Annotated in this window: 21 protein-coding genes; 3 read left to right on the top strand and 18 right to left on the bottom strand. The window is 73.6% G+C overall.

Annotated elements, in window-relative coordinates; genetic code table 11:
• Nucleotides 1-63 precede the first annotated feature (63 nt).
• The 7 genes from GA0070613_RS01305 to truB all read right to left on the bottom strand — a co-directional run bounded on the left by GA0070613_RS01305 (nucleotide 64) and on the right by truB (nucleotide 8,426).
• Entirely contained in the window at nucleotides 64-987 is a 924-nt protein-coding gene (locus GA0070613_RS01305; protein WP_089010590.1) for a helix-turn-helix domain-containing protein, read from the bottom strand.
• Between the two features lie 87 nt (nucleotides 988-1,074).
• On the bottom strand, nucleotides 1,075-1,848 hold the full coding sequence (gene dapB / locus GA0070613_RS01310; protein WP_089010591.1) for a 4-hydroxy-tetrahydrodipicolinate reductase: 774 nt from the start codon (nucleotides 1,846-1,848) through the stop codon (nucleotides 1,075-1,077).
• 135 nt (nucleotides 1,849-1,983) lie between these two features.
• On the bottom strand, nucleotides 1,984-3,354 hold the full coding sequence (locus GA0070613_RS01315) for a M16 family metallopeptidase (RefSeq protein ID WP_089010592.1): 1,371 nt from the start codon (nucleotides 3,352-3,354) through the stop codon (nucleotides 1,984-1,986).
• A 136-nt stretch (nucleotides 3,355-3,490) separates the two neighbouring features.
• Nucleotides 3,491-5,866: a polyribonucleotide nucleotidyltransferase gene (locus GA0070613_RS01320; protein WP_089010593.1), complete on the bottom strand. Its 2,376-nt coding sequence runs from the start codon at nucleotides 5,864-5,866 to the stop codon at nucleotides 3,491-3,493.
• A 221-nt stretch (nucleotides 5,867-6,087) separates the two neighbouring features.
• Nucleotides 6,088-6,357: a 30S ribosomal protein S15 gene (gene rpsO, locus GA0070613_RS01325; protein ID WP_089010594.1), complete on the bottom strand. Its 270-nt coding sequence runs from the start codon at nucleotides 6,355-6,357 to the stop codon at nucleotides 6,088-6,090.
• A 194-nt stretch (nucleotides 6,358-6,551) separates the two neighbouring features.
• Nucleotides 6,552-7,481: a bifunctional riboflavin kinase/FAD synthetase gene (locus GA0070613_RS01330; RefSeq protein ID WP_089010595.1), complete on the bottom strand. Its 930-nt coding sequence runs from the start codon at nucleotides 7,479-7,481 to the stop codon at nucleotides 6,552-6,554.
• Between the two features lie 60 nt (nucleotides 7,482-7,541).
• Nucleotides 7,542-8,426: a tRNA pseudouridine(55) synthase TruB gene (gene truB / locus GA0070613_RS01335; RefSeq protein WP_089010596.1), complete on the bottom strand. Its 885-nt coding sequence runs from the start codon at nucleotides 8,424-8,426 to the stop codon at nucleotides 7,542-7,544.
• Nucleotides 8,427-8,660: 234 nt separating this feature from the next.
• Between truB and GA0070613_RS01340 the strand changes: the two genes are divergently transcribed.
• A complete protein-coding gene (locus tag GA0070613_RS01340) occupies nucleotides 8,661-9,686 on the top strand; it encodes a hypothetical protein (protein WP_089010597.1) in 1,026 nt (341 codons plus the stop codon).
• Nucleotides 9,687-9,724: 38 nt separating this feature from the next.
• Here the strand turns inward: GA0070613_RS01340 and GA0070613_RS01345 are convergent, their stop codons facing one another.
• From GA0070613_RS01345 to rimP, 11 genes are all read right to left on the bottom strand, one after another.
• Entirely contained in the window at nucleotides 9,725-11,056 is a 1,332-nt protein-coding gene (locus GA0070613_RS01345; protein WP_089010598.1) for an MATE family efflux transporter, read from the bottom strand.
• A 163-nt stretch (nucleotides 11,057-11,219) separates the two neighbouring features.
• Nucleotides 11,220-11,732: a P-loop NTPase family protein gene (locus tag GA0070613_RS01350; protein WP_231929622.1), complete on the bottom strand. Its 513-nt coding sequence runs from the start codon at nucleotides 11,730-11,732 to the stop codon at nucleotides 11,220-11,222.
• Between the two features lie 473 nt (nucleotides 11,733-12,205).
• Entirely contained in the window at nucleotides 12,206-12,415 is a 210-nt protein-coding gene (locus tag GA0070613_RS01355) for a DUF6186 family protein (protein WP_172875946.1), read from the bottom strand.
• Nucleotides 12,415-12,822 carry a hypothetical protein gene (locus GA0070613_RS01360; protein WP_089010600.1) on the bottom strand — a complete coding sequence of 136 codons (408 nt, stop codon included), beginning with the start codon at nucleotides 12,820-12,822 and terminating at the stop codon, nucleotides 12,415-12,417. Before GA0070613_RS01360 ends, GA0070613_RS01355 begins: the two co-directional genes overlap by 1 nt.
• Before the next feature lie 65 nt (nucleotides 12,823-12,887).
• A complete protein-coding gene (locus tag GA0070613_RS01365) occupies nucleotides 12,888-13,925 on the bottom strand; it encodes a DHH family phosphoesterase (RefSeq protein ID WP_089010601.1) in 1,038 nt (345 codons plus the stop codon).
• Nucleotides 13,922-14,413, bottom strand: a complete 492-nt coding sequence (rbfA, locus tag GA0070613_RS01370) for a 30S ribosome-binding factor RbfA (protein WP_089010602.1) — start codon at nucleotides 14,411-14,413, stop codon at nucleotides 13,922-13,924. Before rbfA ends, GA0070613_RS01365 begins: the two co-directional genes overlap by 4 nt.
• 177 nt (nucleotides 14,414-14,590) lie before the next feature.
• On the bottom strand, nucleotides 14,591-14,884 hold the full coding sequence (locus GA0070613_RS01375; RefSeq protein WP_089010603.1) for a DUF503 domain-containing protein: 294 nt from the start codon (nucleotides 14,882-14,884) through the stop codon (nucleotides 14,591-14,593).
• Between the two features lie 88 nt (nucleotides 14,885-14,972).
• Complete coding sequence (gene infB, locus GA0070613_RS01380) at nucleotides 14,973-17,984, bottom strand: translation initiation factor IF-2 (protein WP_089010604.1); 3,012 nt, start codon at nucleotides 17,982-17,984, stop codon at nucleotides 14,973-14,975.
• Nucleotides 17,985-18,077: 93 nt separating this feature from the next.
• A complete protein-coding gene (locus GA0070613_RS01385; RefSeq protein ID WP_089010605.1) occupies nucleotides 18,078-18,410 on the bottom strand; it encodes a YlxR family protein in 333 nt (110 codons plus the stop codon).
• A gap of 16 nt (nucleotides 18,411-18,426) precedes the next feature.
• Entirely contained in the window at nucleotides 18,427-19,470 is a 1,044-nt protein-coding gene (gene nusA, locus GA0070613_RS01390) for a transcription termination factor NusA (protein ID WP_089010606.1), read from the bottom strand.
• Nucleotides 19,467-20,189 carry a ribosome maturation factor RimP gene (gene rimP, locus GA0070613_RS01395; RefSeq protein ID WP_089010607.1) on the bottom strand — a complete coding sequence of 241 codons (723 nt, stop codon included), beginning with the start codon at nucleotides 20,187-20,189 and terminating at the stop codon, nucleotides 19,467-19,469. Before rimP ends, nusA begins: the two co-directional genes overlap by 4 nt.
• Nucleotides 20,190-20,423: 234 nt before the next feature.
• On the opposite strand from rimP, the gene GA0070613_RS01400 reads away from it, so the two are divergent.
• Together GA0070613_RS01400 and GA0070613_RS01405 are read left to right on the top strand one after the other, a co-directional pair.
• The gene (locus tag GA0070613_RS01400; RefSeq protein ID WP_172875735.1) at nucleotides 20,424-20,888 is read left to right on the top strand and encodes a hypothetical protein; all 465 of its coding nucleotides are present in this window, start codon (nucleotides 20,424-20,426) and stop codon (nucleotides 20,886-20,888) included.
• Nucleotides 20,885-21,334 (top strand): ferritin-like domain-containing protein, encoded by a 450-nt coding sequence (locus GA0070613_RS01405; protein WP_089010608.1) that lies wholly within the window; start codon nucleotides 20,885-20,887, stop codon nucleotides 21,332-21,334. The genes GA0070613_RS01400 and GA0070613_RS01405 overlap by 4 nt, the downstream gene beginning before the upstream one ends.
• The last annotated feature ends 3 nt before the right edge of the window (nucleotides 21,335-21,337 follow it).

Below are 21,337 nucleotides of genomic sequence, written 5' to 3' on the forward strand. Positions count from 1 at the left end.
GAGCAGCCTAGGCGGTCGCCCGCGCGCGGGCGACCGCTTTCGGCCGGCGCCGCCGGCGGAGATTCAGCCGGCGCGGGCGTCGAGGTACGGCCGGGGGTCGCCCGCGCCCAGGTCGGTGATGCCGGCGGTGTGCAGGGCGCCGATGGCCAGCGTCCGGCGGACCGCCGCGAAGGTGATCACATGGCCGATGGTGCCGCCCAGGGTGTGGGTGGTCGGCGGCGTGCAGGTGGTGTCGACGAAGGTGTCGCCGAGGGTGCCGTCGGCCAGCGTCCGCGCGACGAAGGCCCGATAGTCCCGACCGGCCGCCGCGTGCCGGGCCGCCAGCCCTTCGATCGACTGATCGCTCTCGTCCGGCCAGTCGCCGCCACGCAGCGCCGAGAGCCAGTGCTCCTCCTGGGTCACCATCGCGTTGATCAGCGAACGGAGGGTGGGCCGGTCGTCGATCGTCTCCACCGAGACGGTGACCGGCCGGTCGAGGATCTCCTCGCCCAGCCCGGCGGCCCGGTCGATGACCGCGGTCAGGGTCTCGACGTGGTGGTCGACCAGATGCTGCAGCACGTTCATTGGGGTCTCCTGGTGCGCGGCCGGCAGCCGCAGGCCGCCGGGAGGTTGGAAGTGGACACCACTGGGACAGGGCAGCTCCAGCTCCCGAAAGGTGAGCGGTCGGCGCCGTCGCACGGCGGTGGGAACCCGGCCGTACGCCCGCAGGAACGCGCGGGTGAACGCCTCGTGCGAGCCGTACCCGGCCTCGACCGCGATGTCCAGGACGGTGCGGTCGGTGGTGATGAGCCGGTGGGCCGCCCGCTCGAGCAGCAGCCGCCGCCGCAGCGCGCCGGGGGGCTCCCCGGTCGCCGCGGCGATCAGCCGGTCGAAGTGGAACCGGGAGAGATGGGCCCGGGCCGCGAGATCGACCGGGCTGATCGCCGGGTCGTCGAGACCGGTCTGCACCCAGTCGAGGATGCTGGTCAGCCCGTCCGTCGTGGTCATGGCTCCAGCGTGCACCGTGGACCCGGTCCGGTGCTTGATCGCCGTTGCGCACCTGCTGCCCGGCCGCGGCCGGGCAACGGTGCGGAGTCAGTCGAGCAGCGCATCCAGGCCGACGGTCAGGCCCGGGCGGTGGCGCACCGCGCGGACGGCCAGCAGCACGCCGGGCATGAAGGAGGCGCGGTCGTACGAGTCGTGCCGGATGGTCAGCGTCTCCCCGGTGGTGCCGAGCAGCACCTCCTGATGGGCGACCAGCCCGGTGGCCCGGACCGCGTGGACACGTATCCCGTCGATCTCGGCGCCCCGCGCGCCCGGCACCTCGTCCTTGGTGGCGTCCGGCACGGGGCCGAGGCCGGCCTCGGCGCGGGCGGCCGCGATCCGCCGCGCGGTGTGCGTCGCCGTGCCGCTCGGGGCGTCCAGCTTGCGTGGGTGATGCTGCTCGATGATCTCGACCGACTCGAAGTGCTGGGCCGCACGGGCGGCGAACTGCATCATCAGCACTGCACCGATGCCGAAGTTGGGGGCGATCACCACGCCCACGCCGGGCTTGCGCTCCAGCCAGCCGCGCACCCGCTCCAGCCGCTGCTCGGTGAAGCCGGTGGTGCCCACCACGACGTTGATGCCCTGGTCGATACACCAGTGCAGGTTGTCCATGACGGCGTCCGGGGTGGTGAAGTCGACGACCACCTCGGCGCCCGCGTCGGAGGCGTTGAACAGCCAGTCGCCCTGGTCGATCATCGCCACCAGGTCCATGTCGGTGGCCGCGTCGACCGCCTTGCAGACCTCCATGCCCATCCGGCCGCGGGCCCCCAGCACGCCGACCCGGATCGGCTCGGCCGGGCCCTTCTCCTGCTCGTCAGTCACGGGGCACAACCTATCCCAATCGGGACGGGGTCACCCGCCGGGACCATGCCCGTCCCACGGACGACCATGATCGACTCCGGTTGCGGCAACCCGCGACATGCCGCATCCCACCGGCCCGCGGGCCGGGACACGGAGTCAGCCGGTGAAGTCGTTCTCCCCGAACGGGCCGACCACAGCCAGGGACATCGGCCGGCTGAGCAGCTCGGCGGCGAGGGCGTTGACGTCGTCGAGGGTCACCGCGTCGACCCGCGCGAGCAGCTCGTCCACCGGCATCAGGTCGCCGTAGAGCAGCTCCCCCTTGGCCAGTCGGCTCATCCGCGACCCGGTGTCCTCCAGGCCCAGCACGAAGGAACCCTTCGACATGCCCTTGCCCCGGGCCAGCTCGTCGGCGGTTATCCCGTCGGCGGCCACCCGGCGCAGCTCGGCGCGGGTCAGCTCCAGCACCTCGTCCACCTTGCCCGGGGCGCAGCCGGCGTAGACCGCGAAGAGGCCGCTGTCGGCGTACTGGCTGGCGTAGGAGTAGACCGAGTAGGCCAGGCCGCGCCGCTCCCGGATCTCCTGGAACAGCCGGCTCGACATCCCGCCGCCGAGGACGTTGTTCAGCACGCCGAGGGCGAAGCGTCGCTCGTCGGTGCGGTCGATGCCGGGGCAGCCGAGGATGACGTGCGCCTGCTCGGTCTCCTTCGGCTCGACCAGGGTGGTGGCCGGCTTCGTGCGTACCGCCGGGGTGGCCGGGCGGTGCGGGGCCGGCGTGGCCGGGTCGGCGTCCAGCGGGGTGCCGCGCAGGGCCTGGCGGACCAGCTTGACCACGGCGGCGTGGTCGAGGTTGCCGGCCGCGGCGATGACGATCTGCGGCGGGGTGTAGCGACGCCGGTAGAAGCTCTGGATCTGCCGCCGGGTCATCGGGGTGACCGTCTCCTCGGTGCCGGAGATCAGCCGGCCGAGAGGATGGTCACCGTAGACGGCCCGGGCGAACAGGTCGTGCACCTCGTCCCCGGGCTCGTCGTCGTGCATGGCGATCTCTTCGAGGATGACGCCCCGCTCGGTCTCCACGTCGGCCGGTTCCAGCACCGAGTCGGCGACCGCGTCGCACATCACGTCGATGGCCAGCGGCAGGTCCTCGTCGAGCACCCGGGCGTAGTAGCAGGTGTATTCCTTGGTGGTGAAGGCGTTGGTCTCGCCGCCCACCGCCTCGATCTCCGAGGAGATCTCCAGCGCGCTCCGCTTCCTGGTGCCCTTGAACAGCAGGTGCTCCAGGAAGTGGGCCGCGCCGGCCTGCGGCCCGGTCTCGTCGCGGGAGCCGACCGCCACCCAGATGCCGAAGGAGACGCTGCGCATCGCCGGGATCGCCTCGGTCAGCACGCGCAGACCGCTGGGCAGCACGGTACGGCGTACCGTGCCACCCAGCGGGTCGTCACTCAGGGTGCGGGTGACCGCCCGGGCCGACCCACCGGCGCGTCCGGGCTGCGACCCGGTGGCGTGCCGGACGGTGCCGGACGGCGCCACCCCCCGTCGACCCGCAGGAAAAGACGAACGCTGGGCCCGACTCACGGAAACCTGCTCTCACTTCGACGAGGGGTGGGTGGTGCGGTGTCACAAGCCGGCCGGGTGGGGACGACGTCCCCACCCGGCCGGTCACTGCTCAGCTGTGGCGGGTCCGACGGCGCGGACGCTCGCCGCCCTCGCCACCCTCGCCGCCGCCCGGGCCGCGCTCGCCGCGCTCCGGGCCCCGGCTGCCGCGCTCGCGGTCCCGGTCGCCGCGGTCCCGCGGGCCACGGTCGCCACCGCGGCCGGCCGGACGCTCGCCACCCTCGGCCTCACCGGCGGCCGGCGCCTCGGCGCCCTCCGGGCGGACCTTGTCCAGGTAGATCTTGCCGCGGGCGTCGATATCCGCGATCTCCACCTCGACCCGGTCGCCGACGTTGAGGAAGTCCTCGACCTTTTCGACCCGCTTGCCGTCGCCCACCTTGGAGATGTGCAGCAGGCCGTCGCGGCCCGGCAGGAGCGAGATGAATGCGCCGAACGCGGCGGTCTTGACCACCGTGCCGAGGAACCGCTCCCCCACCTTCGGCAAGGTCGGGTTGGCGATGCCGTTGATCCGGTCCACCGCCGCCTGGGCGGACGGGCCGTTGGTGGCGCCGACGTAGATCGTGCCGTCGTCCTCGATGGAGATCTCGGCGCCGGTCTCGTCCTGGATGGCGTTGATGGTCTGCCCCTTCGGGCCGATCACCATGCCGATCTTGTCCACCGGGATCTTGACGGTGGTGACCCGCGGCGCGAACTCCGACATCTCGGCCGGCGCCTCGATGGCCCGCTTCATCACGTCGAGGATGGTCTGCCGAGCCTCGTTCGCCTGCTGCAGCGCGGCGGCCAGCACGTCCGACGGGATGCCGTTGAGCTTGGTGTCGAGCTGGAGTGCGGTGACGAACTCCGGCGTACCGGCGACCTTGAAGTCCATGTCACCGAACGCGTCCTCGGCGCCGAGGATGTCGGTCAGCGTCACGTACTGGGTCTTGCCGTCCACCTCGTCGGAGATGAGACCCATGGCGATGCCGGCGACCGGCGCCTTCAGCGGCACACCGGCGCTGAGCAGGCCCAGCGTCGAGGCGCAGACCGAACCCATCGAGGTGGAGCCGTTGGAGCCGAGCGCCTCGGAGACCTGCCGGATGGCGTACGGGAACTCCTCGCGCGACGGCAGCACCGGGATCAGCGCCCGCTCCGCGAGGGCGCCGTGGCCGATCTCGCGCCGCTTCGGCGAGCCGACCCGACCGGTCTCACCGGTCGAGTACGGCGGGAAGTTGTAGTTGTGCATGTAGCGCTTGCGGTTCTCCGGAGAGAGGGTGTCGATCATCTGCTCCATGCGCAGCATGTTCAGCGTGGTGACGCCCAGGATCTGGGTCTCGCCCCGCTCGAACAGCGCCGAGCCGTGCACCCGCGGCAGCACGCCGACCTCGGCGGTCAGCGGACGGATGTCGCGCGGGCCGCGGCCGTCGATGCGGACCTGCTCGCGCAGCACTCGGTTGCGCACCTCGGACTTGGTGAGCGACCGGAAGGCGGCGCTCAACTCCTTCTCCCGGCCCTCGAAGCGCGGGCCGAGCTCCGCGGCGACCTTGGCCTTGACCCGGTCCAGGGCCTCCTCGCGGTCCGCCTTGCCGGCGATCTTCAGGGCCTCAGCGACCTCAGCGCGGGTCAGATCGGCCACCGCGTCGTACGCGTCATCCTGGTAGTCCAGGAAGACCGGGAACTCGGCGACCGGCTTGGCGGCCACCTCGGCCAGCTCACTCTGCGCGCGGCACAGCTCGCGGATCGCCGGCTTGGCGGCCTCCAGGCCGCTGGCCACGATCTCCTCGGTCGGCGCGGTGGCGCCGGCCGCGATCAGGGCCACGGCGTGCGGCGTCGCCTCCGCCTCGACCATCATGATCGCGACGTCGCCGTCGGCGAGCGCCCGGCCGGCCACGACCATGTCGAAGGTGGCCCGGGCCAGCTCCTCCAGGGTCGGGAAGGCGACCCACTGGCCGTCGATGTGCGCGACCCGGGTCGCGCCGATCGGGCCGGAGAAGGGCAGGCCGGAGAGCTTGGTCGACATCGAGGCGGCGTTGATCGCCACCACGTCGTACGGGTGCTGCGGGTCGAGCGCGAGGATGGTCTCGACGACCTGGACCTCGTTGCGCAGGCCCTTGACGAACGACGGGCGCAGCGGCCGGTCGATCAGCCGGCAGGTGAGGATGGCGTCCTCGCTGGGGCGACCCTCGCGGCGGAAGAACGAGCCGGGGATCCGGCCCGCGGCGTACATCCGCTCCTCGACGTCGACGGTCAGCGGGAAGAAGTCGAACTGCTCCTTCGGCTGCTTGCCGGCGGTGGTGGCGGAGAGGACCACCGTCTCGCCCAGCTGGGCGACGACGGAGCCGGCGGCCTGACGGGCCAGCCGGCCGGTGGAGAAGGTGATCTCACGGGTGCCGAAGGACCCGTTGTCGATCACAGCGGTGCGGGATTCGGTGCCGAGGTTGGTCTCGGTCATGTGCTGTCGTGCTCCTTCGCGTCGGGGGCCCACGACACGGGAGCTGCTCAGACGGCCGGTCTTCGATCGAAGCGCCCGGATGGCCGGCATGATGCCGGGGTGCCCGGGGGCCACTACCGGAGACCGGTGCGCTGACCGGCTCCCTCTCGGGTGGTCGAGCGGCCCTGTTCTTCTGTGGTACCGGAACGGGGGAGCGGCCGTGTGGCCACTCCCCCGTCACGTCATCGGCGCAGGCCGAGCCGCTCGATGAGCGACCGGTAGCGGTTGATGTCCTTCTTCTGGACGTAGTTGAGCAGCCGACGGCGACGGCCGACCAGCAGCAGCAGCCCACGGCGGCTGTGGTGGTCGTGCTTGTGCACCTTCAGGTGCTCGGTGAGCTCGGCGATCCGCTTGGTGAGGACCGCGACCTGCACCTCCGGCGAACCGGTGTCGCCCTCGGCGGTCGCGTACTCCGCGCGGATCTTGGCCTTGTCTTCCTGGTCGAGCGCCATGTTCTCCCTGTTTCGATGGGTTGATCACTGATGTCCGTCGTCGGGGTCCGGGGGACCGGAGACGGACGAACCTCGCACCCGCGGCGTCGTGCAGGCACGCGAGGCCCCACGTCGGTCAGCCGACGTCCCCGCCAGCCTACCAGCTTGAGGCGGGGCCGCCCGGTGAAGGGCCGCGAGGCGGGACGGCGGGGCGCTCAGCCGAGGGCCCGGCGGGTCCGCTCCACGTCCTCGGCGATCTGGGCGACCAGCGGCTCGATCGAGTCGTACGTCCGCTGTTCGCGCAGATGCGCGACGAAGTCCAGGGCCAGCCGCTCGCCGTACAGGTCACCGGTGAAGTCCAGCGCGTACGCCTCCACCCGGCGCTCCCGCCCGGAGAAGGTCGGGTTGGTGCCGATCGACACCGCCGCGGCGAGCGGCTCCCGCTGCCCCCGGCGCACCAGCCGGGCGGCGTACACCCCGTCGGCGGGGATCGCCGCGTACCGGTGGCAGAGCAGGTTGGCGGTCGGGTAACCCAGCTCACGTCCGCGCTGGTCGCCGCGGACCACCACGCCCTCCACCCGGTGCGGGCGGCCCAGCGCGGCGGCCGCCGCCACCACGTCGCCCGCGTCGACGCAGGAGCGGATGTACGTGGAGGAGAAGACGGTGCCCGCCTCGGCCACCAGCGGCCCGGACTCCACCCCGAAGCCGAAGGTCCGGCCGAGCCGCTCCAGCAGGGCCACGTCACCGGCGGCCCGGTGCCCGAACCGGAAGTTGGCGCCGACCACGACCAGCGCGGCGTGCAGGTGCTCGACGAGGATGTCGTGCACGAACTCCTCGGCCGGCAGCCGGGAGAACTCCGGAGTGAACGGCACCACGCAGAGGACGTCGACGCCGAGCGCCTCGATCAGTTCCGCCTTGCGGGCCGGCTCGGTCAGCACGGCCGGGTGCGAGCCGGGGCGGACCACCTCCGCCGGGTGCGGGTCGAAGGTCACCACCACCGACTTGACGCCCAGCTCGCGGGCGCGCGCCACGGCGTGGCCGATGGTCGCCTGATGCCCCTTGTGCACGCCGTCGAAGACGCCGATGGTGACGACCGACCGCCCCCAGCCACCGGGCGCTGCCTCGTACCCCCGCCACCGTTGCATGCCGCTCCTCCCCTGCTGTCCCGCCGGCCGGCGCCGGCCGGGTGGCTCCGCGCCCGGCCGTCAGGCCGGGGCGAGCACGATCTCCGCGCGGGCCCGCCCGTCCCGCTCGCTGACGATAGCGATGAGGCCGCCGTCCGGGCCGAAGACGGCGTACGGCCCGGTGATGCCGGCCGGGTCCAGCGGCCCGCCGTGGGACAGGATCCGCGCCTCCTCCGGCGTGGCGTCCCGGCGCGGGAAGTACCGCTCCGCGGCCGCGTCGAGCGGCAGGTTGACCACCTCCGGCGCGCGCTGCTCCAACTCGTCGAGGGTGGCCGCCTCGGCCAGGGTGAAGCCGCCCACCGCGGTCCGCCGCAGCGCCGTCAGGTGACCACCGACCCCCAGCGCCAGGCCCGCGTCCCGGGCGATGGCCCGGATGTACGTCCCGGACGAGCAGGTCACGTCCACGTCCACGTCCACCACGTCAGTCTGGTCCCGACGGATCGAGCGGACGTCCAGCCGGGAGATGGTGACCCGGCGGGCCGGCAGCTCGACGCTCGCCCCCTCGCGGACCCGCTTGTACGCCCGCTCGCCGTTGATCTTGATGGCGCTGACCGCGCTCGGCACCTGGTCGATCTCCCCGGTCAGCGCGGCGAGCGCGCCGTGCACCGCCTCGTCGGTCACCGTGCCGGCCGGCGTCGTGGCGATCACGTCGCCCTCGGCGTCGTCGGTGACGGTGGCCTGGCCGAGCCGGATCGTCGCGGTGTAGCTCTTGCCGGCGCCGATCACGTAGGTGAGCAGCCGGGTGGCCCGACCCACCCCGATCACCAGCACGCCGGTGGCCATCGGGTCGAGCGTGCCCCCGTGCCCCACCCGGCGGGTCCGCGCCAACCGCCGGATCCGCGCCACCACGTCGTGCGACGTCATGCCGCCGGGCTTGTCGACCACGATCAGTCCGTCTGTGCTCACGACCGTCAAGCCTGCCAGAGGAGGATTCCGATGCCCGCGGGTGGTCGCCGTCGTGGCCACGCTGCTGGTCGCCGGGGTCCTGTACCTGTACGGCAAGCTCCTGCGGGCGAGCTCTGACCCGTGCGGACCGCCGGCCCGCACGGTGGGCGGCCGCTACGCGAACGGGGCAGCGTGGTCGGTCCGACGCGTGCAAAGATCATCCGCCGCTGTCCCTCCCTACCTTGGAACCCCGACATGACCGACGACGAGCCCACCTCCGCGCCTCCGCGCCGCCTGGACAACCTCTTCGCCGCCGACCCCGAACCCATCCGCATCCCGGACTGGATGCGCCAGCCGGCGACGGACCACGAGCTGACCCGCGCCGAGCGGCTCCGCCTCGGCTGGGAGAAGCACAGCGGCAAGCTGCTCGGCGCCGTCGGCCTGCTGCTGGTCGTCGGTTTCCTCGGGTTCCTGGGCACCGCCGGCTACCGCTTCGTCGACAAGGTCAACCACGGTGAGGTCGTGCTGCCGGTGCGGTCCCGGGCGACCACCGCGCCCCGCCCGGTCGACGCCGACGGCAACACCCTGGGCGTCTTCGTCGGCACCCCGGCCGAACGGTTCGCCGAGTGCGAGGCGGGGATCACCCTGCCGGCTGCCCGGCCCTCCGGGCCGTTCACCGCGAAGCAGGTGGCCGACGGGCTGGCCGCCGTCCGCGCGGCGCTGGTCGAGGGCCGGCTGGAGCCCGGCATGCTGCACTTCGACGATCAGGACCGGTTCCTTGCCCGGCTCGCGCCGGACGCCCGGACGGCGGTCCGGGCCGACCTGGCCAAGGGCGCGAGCCTCGGCTACGCCACCCGCATCGCCCGTGACGCGAACCCGGCGTGGGTGCCGGAGGACGGGATCCGGGTCAGGGGCACGATCGAGTACGCGGCGACCACCGACCGCGACGGCATCCGGGTGCTGTCGATCACCACCCGGTTCTTCTGGGTCTACTCGTTCGATCTCTTCCAGGCACAGACGTACCCGCCGGGGGCTGAGTTGATCACGCTGCGCGACCAGGTGGTCTGGCAACTGCCCCACCCGGACGACGTACGCCCCAGCTCGCGGGGGCTCTGGATCGCCGACGCCGACGTCACCATCCTCAACTCCACCTGCGCCGCGCTCGACAAGGGCTTCATCGCGCTGGAGGCCGAACCGGCGCTGCTGCGCCGACTGAAGCCCCAGCCGACCGGCGACGTCTACGACGACAGTTGGCGGCCGGGCGACGGCGAGGAGTGCTGACAGCGGTCCACTGACGACAGGAAGGCTTCCTCCCGTGGTCAGCGGACCGCGCCGACCACCGCCCAGCCGCCGGAGCGCACCCGCAGCAGCAGCGCGGCCAGCCGGAGCACCACGAAGAGCGTCAGCCCGGCCCAGATCCCGCCGAGGCCGAGGTCGAGCCCGTAGGCGAGCCAGATCGCCGGCAGGAACCCGCCCAGCGCCGCCACGATGGTGAGGTTGCGCAGGTAGCGGACGTCTCCCGCGCCGATCAGCACGCCGTCGAGGGCGAAGACCACCCCGCCGATCGGCTGCAACGCCACGAACCACGGCCAGGCCACCATGGCCTGCTCGCGTACCTGCGGATCGGAGCTGAACCAGGACGGCACGACCCCGGCGCCGGCGGCGATGAGCAGCGCGAAGGCGACGCCGCAGGCGCCGCCGAGCAGCGCGATCCGGCGCGCGAGGGCGCGGGCGCCGGCCGCGTCGCCGGCCCCGAGCGCGGCGCCGATCAGAGACTGGGCGGCGATGGCGAGCGCGTCCAGCACCAGGGCGGTGAAGAACCAGAGCTGGAGGGCGATCTGGTGGGCGCCGACGGCGGCGGCGCCGAACCGGGCGGCGACGGCGGTGGCGGAGAGAAAGCTTGCCTGGAAGGCGACGCCCCGGATCAGCAGGTCCCGGCTGAGCACGAGCTGCTGCCGGATCAGCCCCGGACGGGGTCGCAGGGAGACCCGCTCGCGCACCAGCGCCGCCGCGAAGAGACCACCGGAGAGGGTCTGCGCGACGGCGTTCGCCACCGCCGAGCCGGCCAGGCCGAGCCCGGCGGGATAGACCAGCAGCGGGCAGAGCAGCGCGGAGAGCAGGTTGGGGGCGAGCACGAAGAGCAGCGGCCGTCGGGTGTCCTGGATGCCGCGCAGCCAGCCGTTGCCGGCGGCGGCGAGCAGCAGGCCCGGGGCGCCCAGCGCCGCGATCCGCAGCCACTGCGCGGCCGCGTCGGCCACGTCGCCCGAGCCGCCGACGAGGGTGCCCGCCAACGCCCCGCCGCCGACCTGCATGGCGAGCGCCACCAGCACCCCGACGGCCAGGGCGAGCCAGGACGACTGCACGCCCTCGGCCACCGCCGCGGCCCGGTCGCCGGCCCCGAACCGCCGGGCCGACCGCCCCGTCGTGCCGTACGCGACGACGGTGCCGATCCAGGCGGTCAGCGTCATGACCGTGCCGCCGACGGCGAGCGCGGCGAGCGGCACCCGGCCCAGGTGCCCGACCACCGCGGTGTCGACCAGGACGTAGAGCGGCTCGGCGGCGAGCACCACGAGCGCCGGCAGGGCGAGGGCGGCGATCCGCCGCGGCGACGCGGCGTCGGACGCGGGCGAGGTGGCGACGGTCTGACTCATCGCCGCCGATCCTGGCACGCCTCCCGTAACGGCCGCAACCCCACACCGCCACTTACTTCTCCAAGCCCGAGTCGGTGATCACGAGGAGGTTGTCCCGACACGTCGGCGCGGGCGACAACAACTTCATGATCAACGCCCAATGGGGGTGGGAGGGGGCCGTGGGTCAGGGTCGGGGGAGGGTGGTGAGCCAGTGGTGGAGGTCGGCGCGGGTGCGGAGGCGGACGACCGGCAGGGCGGGGGCGACCGACGCGACCGCGGCGAGGACCCGCGGGCGGGAGTGCCGGGGGTAGCGCCAGATGTAGCGGAGAAACTCCAGGTCGACCTGCTCGGGGCAGCCCTCGGGGAGGTCGGGGCGGGGCGTGGCGCGGTGGGCCCAGCGGCGGCGGAGCACCCGGGCGAGGCAGCGCAGCCGGGGCGGGTCGCAGAGCACCAGCAGGTCGGCGCGGGGCAGGCGGAGGTCGAGGGTGGCGCCGTAGTTGCCGTCCATCACCCAGGCCGGGCGGGCGGCGAGCGCGGCGATCTCGGCGCGGAAGCCGGCGTCGTCGGGGGCGACCCACCCGGGCCGCCAGTAGTGCCGGTCGAGGTGGATCAGCGGGAGGTCGAGCCGGCGGGCGAGCTCGCGGGCGAGGGTGCTCTTGCCGGCGCCCGCGCTGCCGACGATGAGGATGCGGCGCACCGGGCGACGGTAGCGCCGGAAGGCCGGCGATGGGAGCGGGGGCGGCCGGGGTGGCGGTGACGCTGGCGACGGAGCGACGTCGGCGGCGTCACCGCCGGACGGCGTACGTCACTGACGGGTGTCCATCGAGGTCTGCAGCGCGCGGCGCATCTGCTCGCGGGCCTCGTCGGTGGTCTCGGGCTGCGGCTTGCGGGTGGGCTTGGTCGCCATCTCCAGATCCCTTCCAGGGTGCGGACCACCACGGCGCGGTGGCCCTGCGGGCGGTCTTGCTGAGCGCCCGGCGGCGGTCCGGGATCACCGGAGCGGCTCGCCTGGCAGCGTGAGCCCGGGTCGGTCTGACCCTGGAGGGAGGCGGCACCTGGTGCGGCGCCACCGCCCACGACCTGCGTCGCGGCGCGGCGCCGGTCCTTTCCCAAGCTATCGTTCAGTTCCACATACTGCCCAGTGTTCCCGACATTTGGACAAGCGGCGGGTCACCGGGCGAGAAAGTGCCAACCCAGCCACCACCAGAAGCCGAACAGGCCGATCCGCCCCACCGGCACCGGGCCGACCTCGTACCGCATCACGAACGCGCAGACGTCGCCGAGCGACGGGACGCGGGAACCCGCCCGCCGGGACGCCCACTCCACCGCCGCGAAGAGCAGCACCGCGGTCAGGAAGCCACCGATCGCCAGTGCCCGCATCATCGCCGGACCAGTCCCCAGAACGCGGCCAGCCAGGCGAACCAGGCCGTGGACCGGACCAGGTGGTCCTCCAGCAGCGGATCCGCCAGCCGGGAGAAGGTGGGGAAGTCGTCACCCACCGCCAGCACGAAGGTCGCCCCCTCGAGGACCCCGAAGACGGTCACCGGCAGCAGCCACCAGACCGCGCCCGGGGTCAGCCGGCGGGGAGCGGGCCGCCGGGGCACCCGGTTGCCCAGCCCGAGCCAGATCAGCGCCCCGCCGGTGCCCAGGGTGTAGAGGTTGGCCTGCGCGGAGAAGGACGGCAGTTGCCCACCGACCAGGGAGAGGCAGATCAGCATCGGTACGGAGACGGCCGGACGGTCCCAGGCTCGGGGCGCCTCGGCGGTGAGCTCTCGGGGGTGATCCATCACCCGATTGTGCCCACCGTCACGGAACGCGGGAAGACCGCCACACCCCGGAGTCGACCCTGATCTCAGGCCGCGAGCAGCGCCCCGTCGAGCTCGGCGCGGATCCGGTCGACCACCTCGTCGACGCTGCCCCGACCGGTGAACCCGGCGGCGAACCGGTGACCGCCGCCGCCCAGCGCCACCGCGACCCGGCTCACGTCCACCGCGCCCTTGCTCCGCAGCGACACCGCCCACTCCCCCGACACCGTCTGCTTGACCACGCAGCTCACGTCCGCCTCGGCCGTGCAGCGCACCGAGTCGATCAGCGCCTCCAGCACGTACGGCGGCTGGTCGTGCCGGGCCAGGTCGTCCAGGGTCGCGTACGTCCAGACCAGGCCGCGGCCGCCGGCCGCGCCCGGCTCCAGGCGGGCCCGGCCGAGCACCTCGCCGAAGAGCCGGACGGCGCCGAACGGGCGGGTGTCGAAGATCCGCCGGGAGATGTCCCCCGGTCGGATGCCGGTGGCCAGCAGCCGGGCCGCCATCTCGTGCACCGCCGGGGTGGTCGCCTCGAACCGGAAAGAGCCGGTGTCCGTGCTCAGCGCGACATAGAGGCAGGCGGCGATGTCCGCGTCCAGCGGCACCCCGAGCCGGTCCAGCAGCCCCTCGGCGACCACCGAGGTCGCCGCCGCGTGCGCGTCGACCAGGTTGATGTCGCCGAAGCGGGTGTTGGAGGCGTGGTGGTCGAGCACCAGCGACGTGCCCGCCGACCCGAGCCGGTCCAGCAGGTCACCCAGCCGCGACTCGCTCGCCGCGTCGAAGCAGATGACCAGGTCCGGGTCCGGGTAAGCGGCGTCCTGCGGCACCAGCAGGTGGAGCCCGGGCAGCCAGCGGAACGGCTCCGGCACCTCCGGGGGCCCGGGGAAGGTCGCCTGGAGCTGCCGTACGCCCAGCCGGCGCAGCCCCAGCCCGAAGCCGAGCATGCTGCCCAGCGCGTCCCCGTCCGGGTTGACGTGGCAGATCAGCAGCACCCGCGCGTCAGCGGGGAGTTGGCGTACCGCGGCGACCGCAGCCGCCCACTCGGCCCCGGTGGGCGCCTCGGGGGCGCCCGCGGCGGCGTCGGTCACGGGCGGTCGCCGCCGCGCGGCTCGCCCTCGGTCCCGGCAACCCCGGTCTCGGCGGCGGCGTCCTCGACCTCGTCCTCGAGGCGGTACGGCTGGGCCTCGCCGGCGTACTTCGCGCTCGCGGCCAGCCGCTGCACCTCGGCGTCGGCGTTGCGGGCCGCGGCGAGCAGGTCGTCGATGTGCTTGACCTGGTCCTGCACGTCGTCCAGGACGAAGGTCAGGGTCGGCGAGTGCCGCAGCCCGAGGGCCTTGCCGACGGTGCTGCGCAGCATGCCCTTGGCGCTCTCCAGCGCGGCGGCGGTGCTGGACTGGGCCGCCGCGTCGCCGAGCACCGTGTAGAACACCGTGGCGTCGCGCAGGTCGGCGGTGATCCGGGCGTCGGTGATGGTGATCATCCCGAGCCGGGGGTCCTTGATCTGGCTCCGCACCACCGACGCGACCAGTTCACGGATGCGCTCCGCGTGCCGGCGTACCTTGGCCGGATCCGTCATCTCCCCCACCTCCAGGGCATCCTGCTTCCGGCCGGGAACGGCGGCGCGGGGCGCTGCCGGGCCCGACCGCCCGACATCTCGAACACTACCCGCGCGATCGTGACCGTCGCGGCGGGCCGCCGGTGGCGACGGCCACCCCGGATCCGGCCCGCGTCGGGGCCGACGGCCGTCCCGGCGTCAGTCCTCGTCGCCGTACAGTCGGCGGCGCACCGACAGCAGTTCGGCCTCGGGGCGGTCGGCCACCAGGTGCTCGCACGAGTCGAGCACCTCACGGACGTGGGCCGCCTCGGCGGCCACCACGGCCACCCCGATCTGGGCCCGACCGTGCAGGTCGAGCGCCCCCACCTCGGCGGCCGACACCTCGAAGCGGCGCAGCGCCGCCACGATCGGCCGTACATATGATCTTTTCGCCTTGAGCGACCGGGAGTCGCCCGGCAGCAGCAGGTCGAAGACCGCGGTTCCGGTGAACATCGCCCCGGACATTACGGTCACCCCCAGACGTGATCAAGGGGTTTACGCCTTTCGGCGTAAACCCCTTGATCACTGTGTCACCGTCGGATCAGGCGCGCGGCTTCTCCCGCATCTCGAAGGTCTCGATGATGTCGCCGACCTGGACGTTGTTGAAACCGGCCAGGGTCAGACCACACTCGAAGCCCTCGCGGACCTCCGTCGCGTCGTCCTTGAACCGCTTGAGCGAACTGACCGTGAGGTTGTCCGCCACGACCGCCCCGTCCCGCAGCAGCCGCGCCTTGGCGTTGCGGCGGATGACGCCGGACCGGACGATACAGCCGGAGATGTTGCCGACCTTGGACGAGCGGAAGACGTCGCGGACCTCCGCGGAGCCCAGCTCGACCTCCTCGTACTCCGGCTTGAGCAGCCCCTTGAGCGCGGCGTCGATCTCCTCGATGGCCTGGTAGATGACGGTGTAGTACCGGATCTCCACGCCCTCGCGGTCGGCGATCTCGCGGACCTTGTTGGCGGCCCGCACGTTGAAGCCGATGATCGTGACCGCCTCGGACGAGGCGCTCGCGAGCATGACGTCGCTCTCGGTGATCGCACCCACGCCCCGGTGGATGATCCTGAGCTGGACCTCCTCCGGGATGTCGAGGTTGAACAGCGCGTCCTCGAGCGCCTCCACGGAACCGGAGACGTCGCCCTTGAGCACCAGGTTGAGCGAGGTCTTCTCGCCCTCCTTGAGCTGCTCCATGAGCGTCTCGAGAGTCGCCCGGCCACGGGAGTTGGCGAATGACGCCGCCCGCCGCCGCGCCTGCCGCTGCTCGGCGATCTGGCGCACCGTGCGGTCGTCCTCGGCCGCCAGGAAGGTGTCACCCGCACCCGGCACCGCGGTCAGACCGAGCACCAGGACCGGACGGGCGGGACCCGCCTCGGCGACCTGGTTGCCGTTCTCGTCGAGCATCGCCCGAACCCGGCCGTGCGCCCCACCGGCGACGATCGAGTCGCCGGCCCGCAGGGTGCCCTTCTGCACCAGCACCGTCGCCACCGCACCGCGGCCCTTGTCCAGGTGCGCCTCGATCGCCACACCCTGCGCCGGCCCGTCGATCGGAGCGGTCAGCTCCAGCGACGCGTCGGCGGTCAGCAGGACCGCCTCGAGCAGCTCGTCGATGCCGATGCCCGGCTTCGCCGCCACGTTGACGAACATGGTGTCGCCGCCGTACTCCTCGGCGACCAGCCCGTACTCGGTCAGCTGCTGGCGGACCTTGTCCGGGTTGGCCTCCGGCTTGTCGACCTTGTTGACCGCGACCACGATCGGCACGTCCGCCGCCTTGGCGTGGTTGAGCGCCTCGATCGTCTGCGGCATCACGCCGTCGTCGGCCGCGACCACCAGCACCACGATGTCCGTCACCTGGGCACCACGGGCACGCATGGCGGTGAACGCCTCGTGACCCGGGGTGTCGATGAAGGTCACCGCGCGGTCCTCGCCCTCGTGCGGGACGTGGACCTGGTACGCGCCGATGTGCTGGGTGATGCCACCCGCCTCGCCGGCCACGACGTTCGCCTTGCGGATCGCGTCGAGCAGCTTGGTCTTACCGTGGTCGACGTGACCCATGACGGTCACGACCGGCGCACGGCTGACCAGGCGCTCCTCGGCGACCACGGCGTCGAGGTCGATGTTGAACTGCGCGAGCAGCTCGCGGTCCTCGTCCTCCGGGCTGACGATCTGCACGTCGAAACCGAGGTGCTCACCCAGCAGCAGCAGGGTCTCGTCAGAGCAGGACTGGGTCGCGGTGACCATCTCGCCCAGGTTGAACATCTCCTGGACCAGCGAACCCGGGTTGGCGTTGATCTTGTCGGCGAAGTCCGACAGCGAGGCGCCACGGGAGAGCCTGACGACCTGACCCTGACCCCGGGGGGCACCCGAGCTCATGGTCGGAGCCGACAGGTTGTCGAACTCCTGTCTGCGCTGCTTCTTGGACTTGCGACCGCGGGTCGGCCGACCACCCGGACGCCCGAAGGCACCCGCGGCGCCACCGCCACGGCCACGACCACCGCCACCGGGGCGACCGCCGCCACCGGCCGGGGCACCCGGACGGAAACCGCCGCCGGGAGCACCGCCGCCGGCACCGGGGCCACCGCGGTAGCCACCGCCACCGCCGCCGCCACCGGGACCGCCACGGAAGCCACCGCCACCGCCGCCGCCACCGGGACCGCCACGGAAGCCACCGCCACCGCCGCCGCCACCGGGACGACCTGCGCCGCCACCGGGGCCACCACGACCGCCACCGGGGCCGCCGCCGGGGCGACCCGTGGTGGGCCGCTGGCTCGGCATGGACGCCGGGCTGGGCCGCGGCGGCATGGACGCCGGGCTGGGCCGCGGCGGCATGCCGGCCGGGCTCGGCCGGGGACCGCCGGCAGCCGGGGGCCGCTGCTGCTGGCCACCCTGAATACCGAACGGGTTGTTACCGGCGCCGCGCGCCGGCGGACGACCGCCCGGCCGGGCACCCGGGCCCGGGGTCGGGCCACCGGGACGACCGGCGGCCGGGGTCGGACGCGGCGGCACCGCGTTCGGACCCGGACGCGGAGCCGGACCCGGACGGGGACCGCCCTCGGCCGGAGGCTCCCGGCGGACGTTCTCCCGCTGCTGCTGGCGGGCGGCCTGCGCGGCCTTGACCGCGGCCTCCTGCTCAGCCTTGAGGGCAGCGGCGCGCACCTCGGCGGCCGCAACTTCGATGTCGTGCGCGCTCGCCGGCTTGGCGACCGGGGTCGCCGGCTGCGGCGGGCCGGGGACCGGGCCCTTGGGCTTCGGTCCAGGGGTCGGCGCGGCCGGCCGCCGGGGCGGCATCGGCCTGGCCGAGACCCGGGGGGCACCCGGGGTCGGGGACGGCGTCGGGGTCGTCGCCGGAGCGGCCGCGGCCGCCGGCGGGGCGGCCGGCGCCGAGGGGCCACCGGCGGACGCGACGAATGCGCCACGCAGCCGTCGGGCGACGGGCGCCTCGACGGTGCTGGACGCGGACTTGACGAACTCGCCCATTTCCTTCAGCTTGGCGAGCACTGTCTTGCTCTCGACCCCGAGCTCCTTAGCAAGCTCGTGTACGCGGGCCTTACCTGCCACTGCACTCCTCACTCCGAGGTCGTGCGGGCAGTACCCGCAGCGACCTCACTCGTGCACTTGAAGCCTGGTCATTTCAGGGACTTCATCGTGTGCTCATGTCGGTCGTCCTACCTTGCTAGCGACCCTCGCCCGGTCGGGCTGACCGGACGTAGTGGTTGGCGCGTCAACATGCTCCGCCAGCTCACCGTGATCGACGACCCCGGTGATGCGCAGTGCCCGCCCGAAGGCGCGGCGGCGCACCGCCTGCGCGAAGCAGGCCGGATCCGGGTGCATGTTCGCCCCCCGACCCGGCAGTCTGCGGGCCGGATCGGGCCGGAGGCTGTGACCAGCCTCGTCGCCGACCGCGACGATCCGCAGCAGTTCGCTGGCCGGCGCGCGTCTCCGGCAGCCCACACAGGTGCGCTCCGGCAGCGCGCGTCGTACCACTGGAGAAAGTCTACCCCTAGCTGCTCGAGATCGCGTCGCCCGCCTCCGGCACGTGATCAGCTGCGCCCCGGCCGGCCGTTTCGGTCTGCTCCGCGTCGGAGCGGATGTCGATCCGCCAACCGGTCAGTCGGGCGGCAAGCCGGGCATTCTGCCCCTCCCGGCCGATCGCCAGGGAGAGCTGGAAGTCCGGCACGGTCACCCGGGCCGTCCGGCTGGCCAGGTCGACCACCTCGACCCGCAGCGCCTTGGCCGGGGAGAGCGCGTTCCCGACGAAGGTGGCCGGGTCGTCCGACCAGTCGATGATGTCGATCTTCTCACCGTGCAGCTCGCTCATCACCGCCCGGACCCGCTGCCCCATCGGGCCGATACAGGCGCCCTTGGGGTTCACGCCCGGGGTGGTGGAGCGCACCGCGATCTTCGTACGGTGACCCGCCTCACGGGCGATCGCGCCGATCTCGACGGTGCCGTCGGCGATCTCCGGCACCTCCAGCGCGAAGAGCTTCTTCACCAGTGCCGGGTGCGAACGGGACAACGTGATCTGCGGACCGCGCATTCCCTTCGCCACGTGCACCACGACGCAGCGGATCCGCTCGCCGTGCGTGTACCGCTCGCCGGGGACCTGCTCGGACTGGGGCAGGACGCCCTCCAGCTTGCCCAGGTCGACGCTGACGATGCCCTTCTCGGCGCGCGCCTCGTGCGCCTGCACCACGCCGGTGACCAGGTCACCGTCGCGGCCGACGTACTCGCCGAAGTGCACCTCGTCGGTGGCCTCCCGCAGCCGCTGGAGGATCACCTGCTTGGCCGTCATGGCGGCGATCCGGCCGAAGTCGTGCGGGGTGTCGTCCCACTCCCGCACCACGGTGCCGTCGTCGTCCAGCTCCTGGGCGTAGACCAGGGCGGCCCCCGACTTGCGGTCGATCTCCACCCGGGCGTGCGGCTCGGCGCCGTCGGTGTGCCGGTAGGCGGTCAGCAACGCGGTCTCGATCGCCGCGAGGATCGTGTCGAACGGGATCTCCCGCTCGCGCTCGAGTGCGCGCAGCGCCGCGAGGTCGATGTTCACCTCTCCTCGTCCTCCACATCATCTTCGTCGTCGATGTCGTCAGTTTCGCCGGCTTCGCCGGCTTCGTCCGCTTCGTCCGCGTCGTCGAAATCGTCCGCCTCGTCGATCTCGTCGAGGCGGGTGAACTCGACCTGGACCCGACCGGGTCCCAGCTCGGCGTAGCGGTGCTCCGCGCGGCCGGCGTCCGTCTCCAGCACCACGCGCTCGTCGTCGGCCTCGACCACCCGGCCGGTGACCTGCCGGTCCCCGGCGGCCCGCTGCTCGGGCAGCGCCGTCGCGCCGCGCACGGTCACCTTGACCAGCCGGCCGACGTTGCGCCGCCAGTGCCGGGGCAGGGTGAGCGGGCGGTCCACGCCCGGCGAGCTGACCTCGAGCTGGTACTCCCCCGCCACGATGTCGCCGCCGGCCTCCTCCGCGGCGTCCAGCGCCGCGGAGACCGCGCGGGAGACGTCCGCGACGGCGTCCAGGTTGATCCCGCCGTCGGCGTCCACGATCACGCGTACGACGTGCCGACGGCCGGCCCGGGAGACGGAGAGGTCCTCCAGGTCGTAGCTGGCGCCCTCGACCACCGGCTCGATCACCTCGCGCAGCCGCGCGCGCCGGGCGCCGAGGTCACCGCCGCGCGGTGCACCGGCCCGGTCCCCGCCACGGGGTCCGTCGGCCCGCCGGGGTCGCCCGGACGGCCCGGTCGGCCTGGTGGCACGGCCACGCTGCGTCATCTGGCGCCCCTTCTCCTGATCGCGCTCCGGGCCGGGTCGGCCCGCCATGCCGGCACGCCACCGGGGCGATCGCGCCCGGTGGCTGCGCAGAGCGTAACGCGCGGGGCGGGTGGCGGACCCGGCGGCGCACCGACGCCAGTGGCCCACGGCCGGCCACGGATGGTGTTGACTTGTCGGGTGGCGACGGGCAGAACGACACAGCGCGACAGTGCATCGGGATATTCCCGGCGAAAGGTGCTGCGCGCCGGCGCGCTGGTGGTGGTCGGCGGCGCGGCCGTACCGCTGACCGGCTGTGATCTTTTCGACCGGGACGACGACAAGCCGCCGCCGCCCGATCCGCTCGAGCCGCTCGCGGCCGAGTCCGCCGCGCTGTCCGCCCGGCACCGGGCCGCGATCGCCGCGGACCCGGGCCTGGCCGACCGGCTCAGCCCGATCGCCGACGCCCACCAGGCCCACGCCGACGAGCTGCGCCGGGTGATCGGCCGCCCGGCACCGTCCGGCGCGCCGAGCGGCACGCCGGGCGCGTCCGGCGCCGCGGACCCCGCCGACCCCGCCGACCCCCTGGCCGGGCTGCGCGAGGCCGAGCGGGCCGGGCGGGACAACGCCGCGAAGGCGTGCGCGGCAGCGCCGGCCGAGCGGGCCGCGCTGCTCGGCTCCATCGCCGCCGCCCGGGCGACCCACCTGGAGGCGCTGAAGTGATCCCGCGTACCGCACCCGCCGGGCCCGCCGAGGCCCTCGCCGCCGCCCTCACCGCCGAGTACGCGGCGATCTGGGCGTACGGCGTGATCGGCGTACGCCTCGCCGACGCCGCCCGGACCGCCGCCCGCGCCGCCGAGGCGGGCCACCGGGCCCGCCGCGACGCCCTGATCCTCCAGCTCAGCTCCGGCGGCGGTCAGGTCCCCGCCGACCGGGCCGGGTACGCCCTGCCGTATCCGGTGACCGACCGGGCGAGCGCGCTCAAGCTGGCCATCGAGGTGGAGGAGCGGACCGCCGGGTTCTGGCGGGCCGCCCTGCCGCACACCACCGGCGCCGACCGGAACCGCGCCCTGGCCGCGCTGACCGACTGCGCGCTGCGCGCCACCCGGTGGCGGCGTACGGCCGGGGTGACCCCGCTCACCGTTCCCTTCCCCGGCCGCCCGGTCTGAGCG

It is taken from the genome of Micromonospora inositola (genome assembly GCF_900090285.1).
GTDB classification, from domain to species: domain Bacteria; phylum Actinomycetota; class Actinomycetes; order Mycobacteriales; family Micromonosporaceae; genus Micromonospora; species Micromonospora inositola.

Excerpts from the sequence above, each read along its gene's own strand:
- rpsO (WP_089010594.1), bottom strand. The coding sequence starts at position 6,357 with ATGGCGCTCGACCAGGAAGACAAGGCCAAGATCCGCGCGGAGTACGCG.
- GA0070613_RS01360 (WP_089010600.1), bottom strand. The coding sequence starts at position 12,822 with ATGGATCACCCCCGAGAGCTCACCGCCGAGGCGCCCCGAGCCTGGGAC.
- GA0070613_RS01375 (WP_089010603.1), bottom strand. The coding sequence starts at position 14,884 with ATGTTCACCGGAACCGCGGTCTTCGACCTGCTGCTGCCGGGCGACTCC.
- rbfA (WP_089010602.1), bottom strand. The coding sequence starts at position 14,413 with ATGACGGATCCGGCCAAGGTACGCCGGCACGCGGAGCGCATCCGTGAA.
- GA0070613_RS01320 (WP_089010593.1), bottom strand. The coding sequence starts at position 5,866 with ATGACCGAGACCAACCTCGGCACCGAATCCCGCACCGCTGTGATCGAC.
- GA0070613_RS01355 (WP_172875946.1), bottom strand. The coding sequence starts at position 12,415 with ATGCGGGCACTGGCGATCGGTGGCTTCCTGACCGCGGTGCTGCTCTTC.
- GA0070613_RS01345 (WP_089010598.1), bottom strand. The coding sequence starts at position 11,056 with ATGAGTCAGACCGTCGCCACCTCGCCCGCGTCCGACGCCGCGTCGCCG.
- rimP (WP_089010607.1), bottom strand. The coding sequence starts at position 20,189 with ATGACGCAGCGTGGCCGTGCCACCAGGCCGACCGGGCCGTCCGGGCGA.
- GA0070613_RS01330 (WP_089010595.1), bottom strand. The coding sequence starts at position 7,481 with ATGCAACGGTGGCGGGGGTACGAGGCAGCGCCCGGTGGCTGGGGGCGG.
- GA0070613_RS01305 (WP_089010590.1), bottom strand. The coding sequence starts at position 987 with ATGACCACGACGGACGGGCTGACCAGCATCCTCGACTGGGTGCAGACC.
- GA0070613_RS01340 (WP_089010597.1), top strand. The coding sequence starts at position 8,661 with ATGACCGACGACGAGCCCACCTCCGCGCCTCCGCGCCGCCTGGACAAC.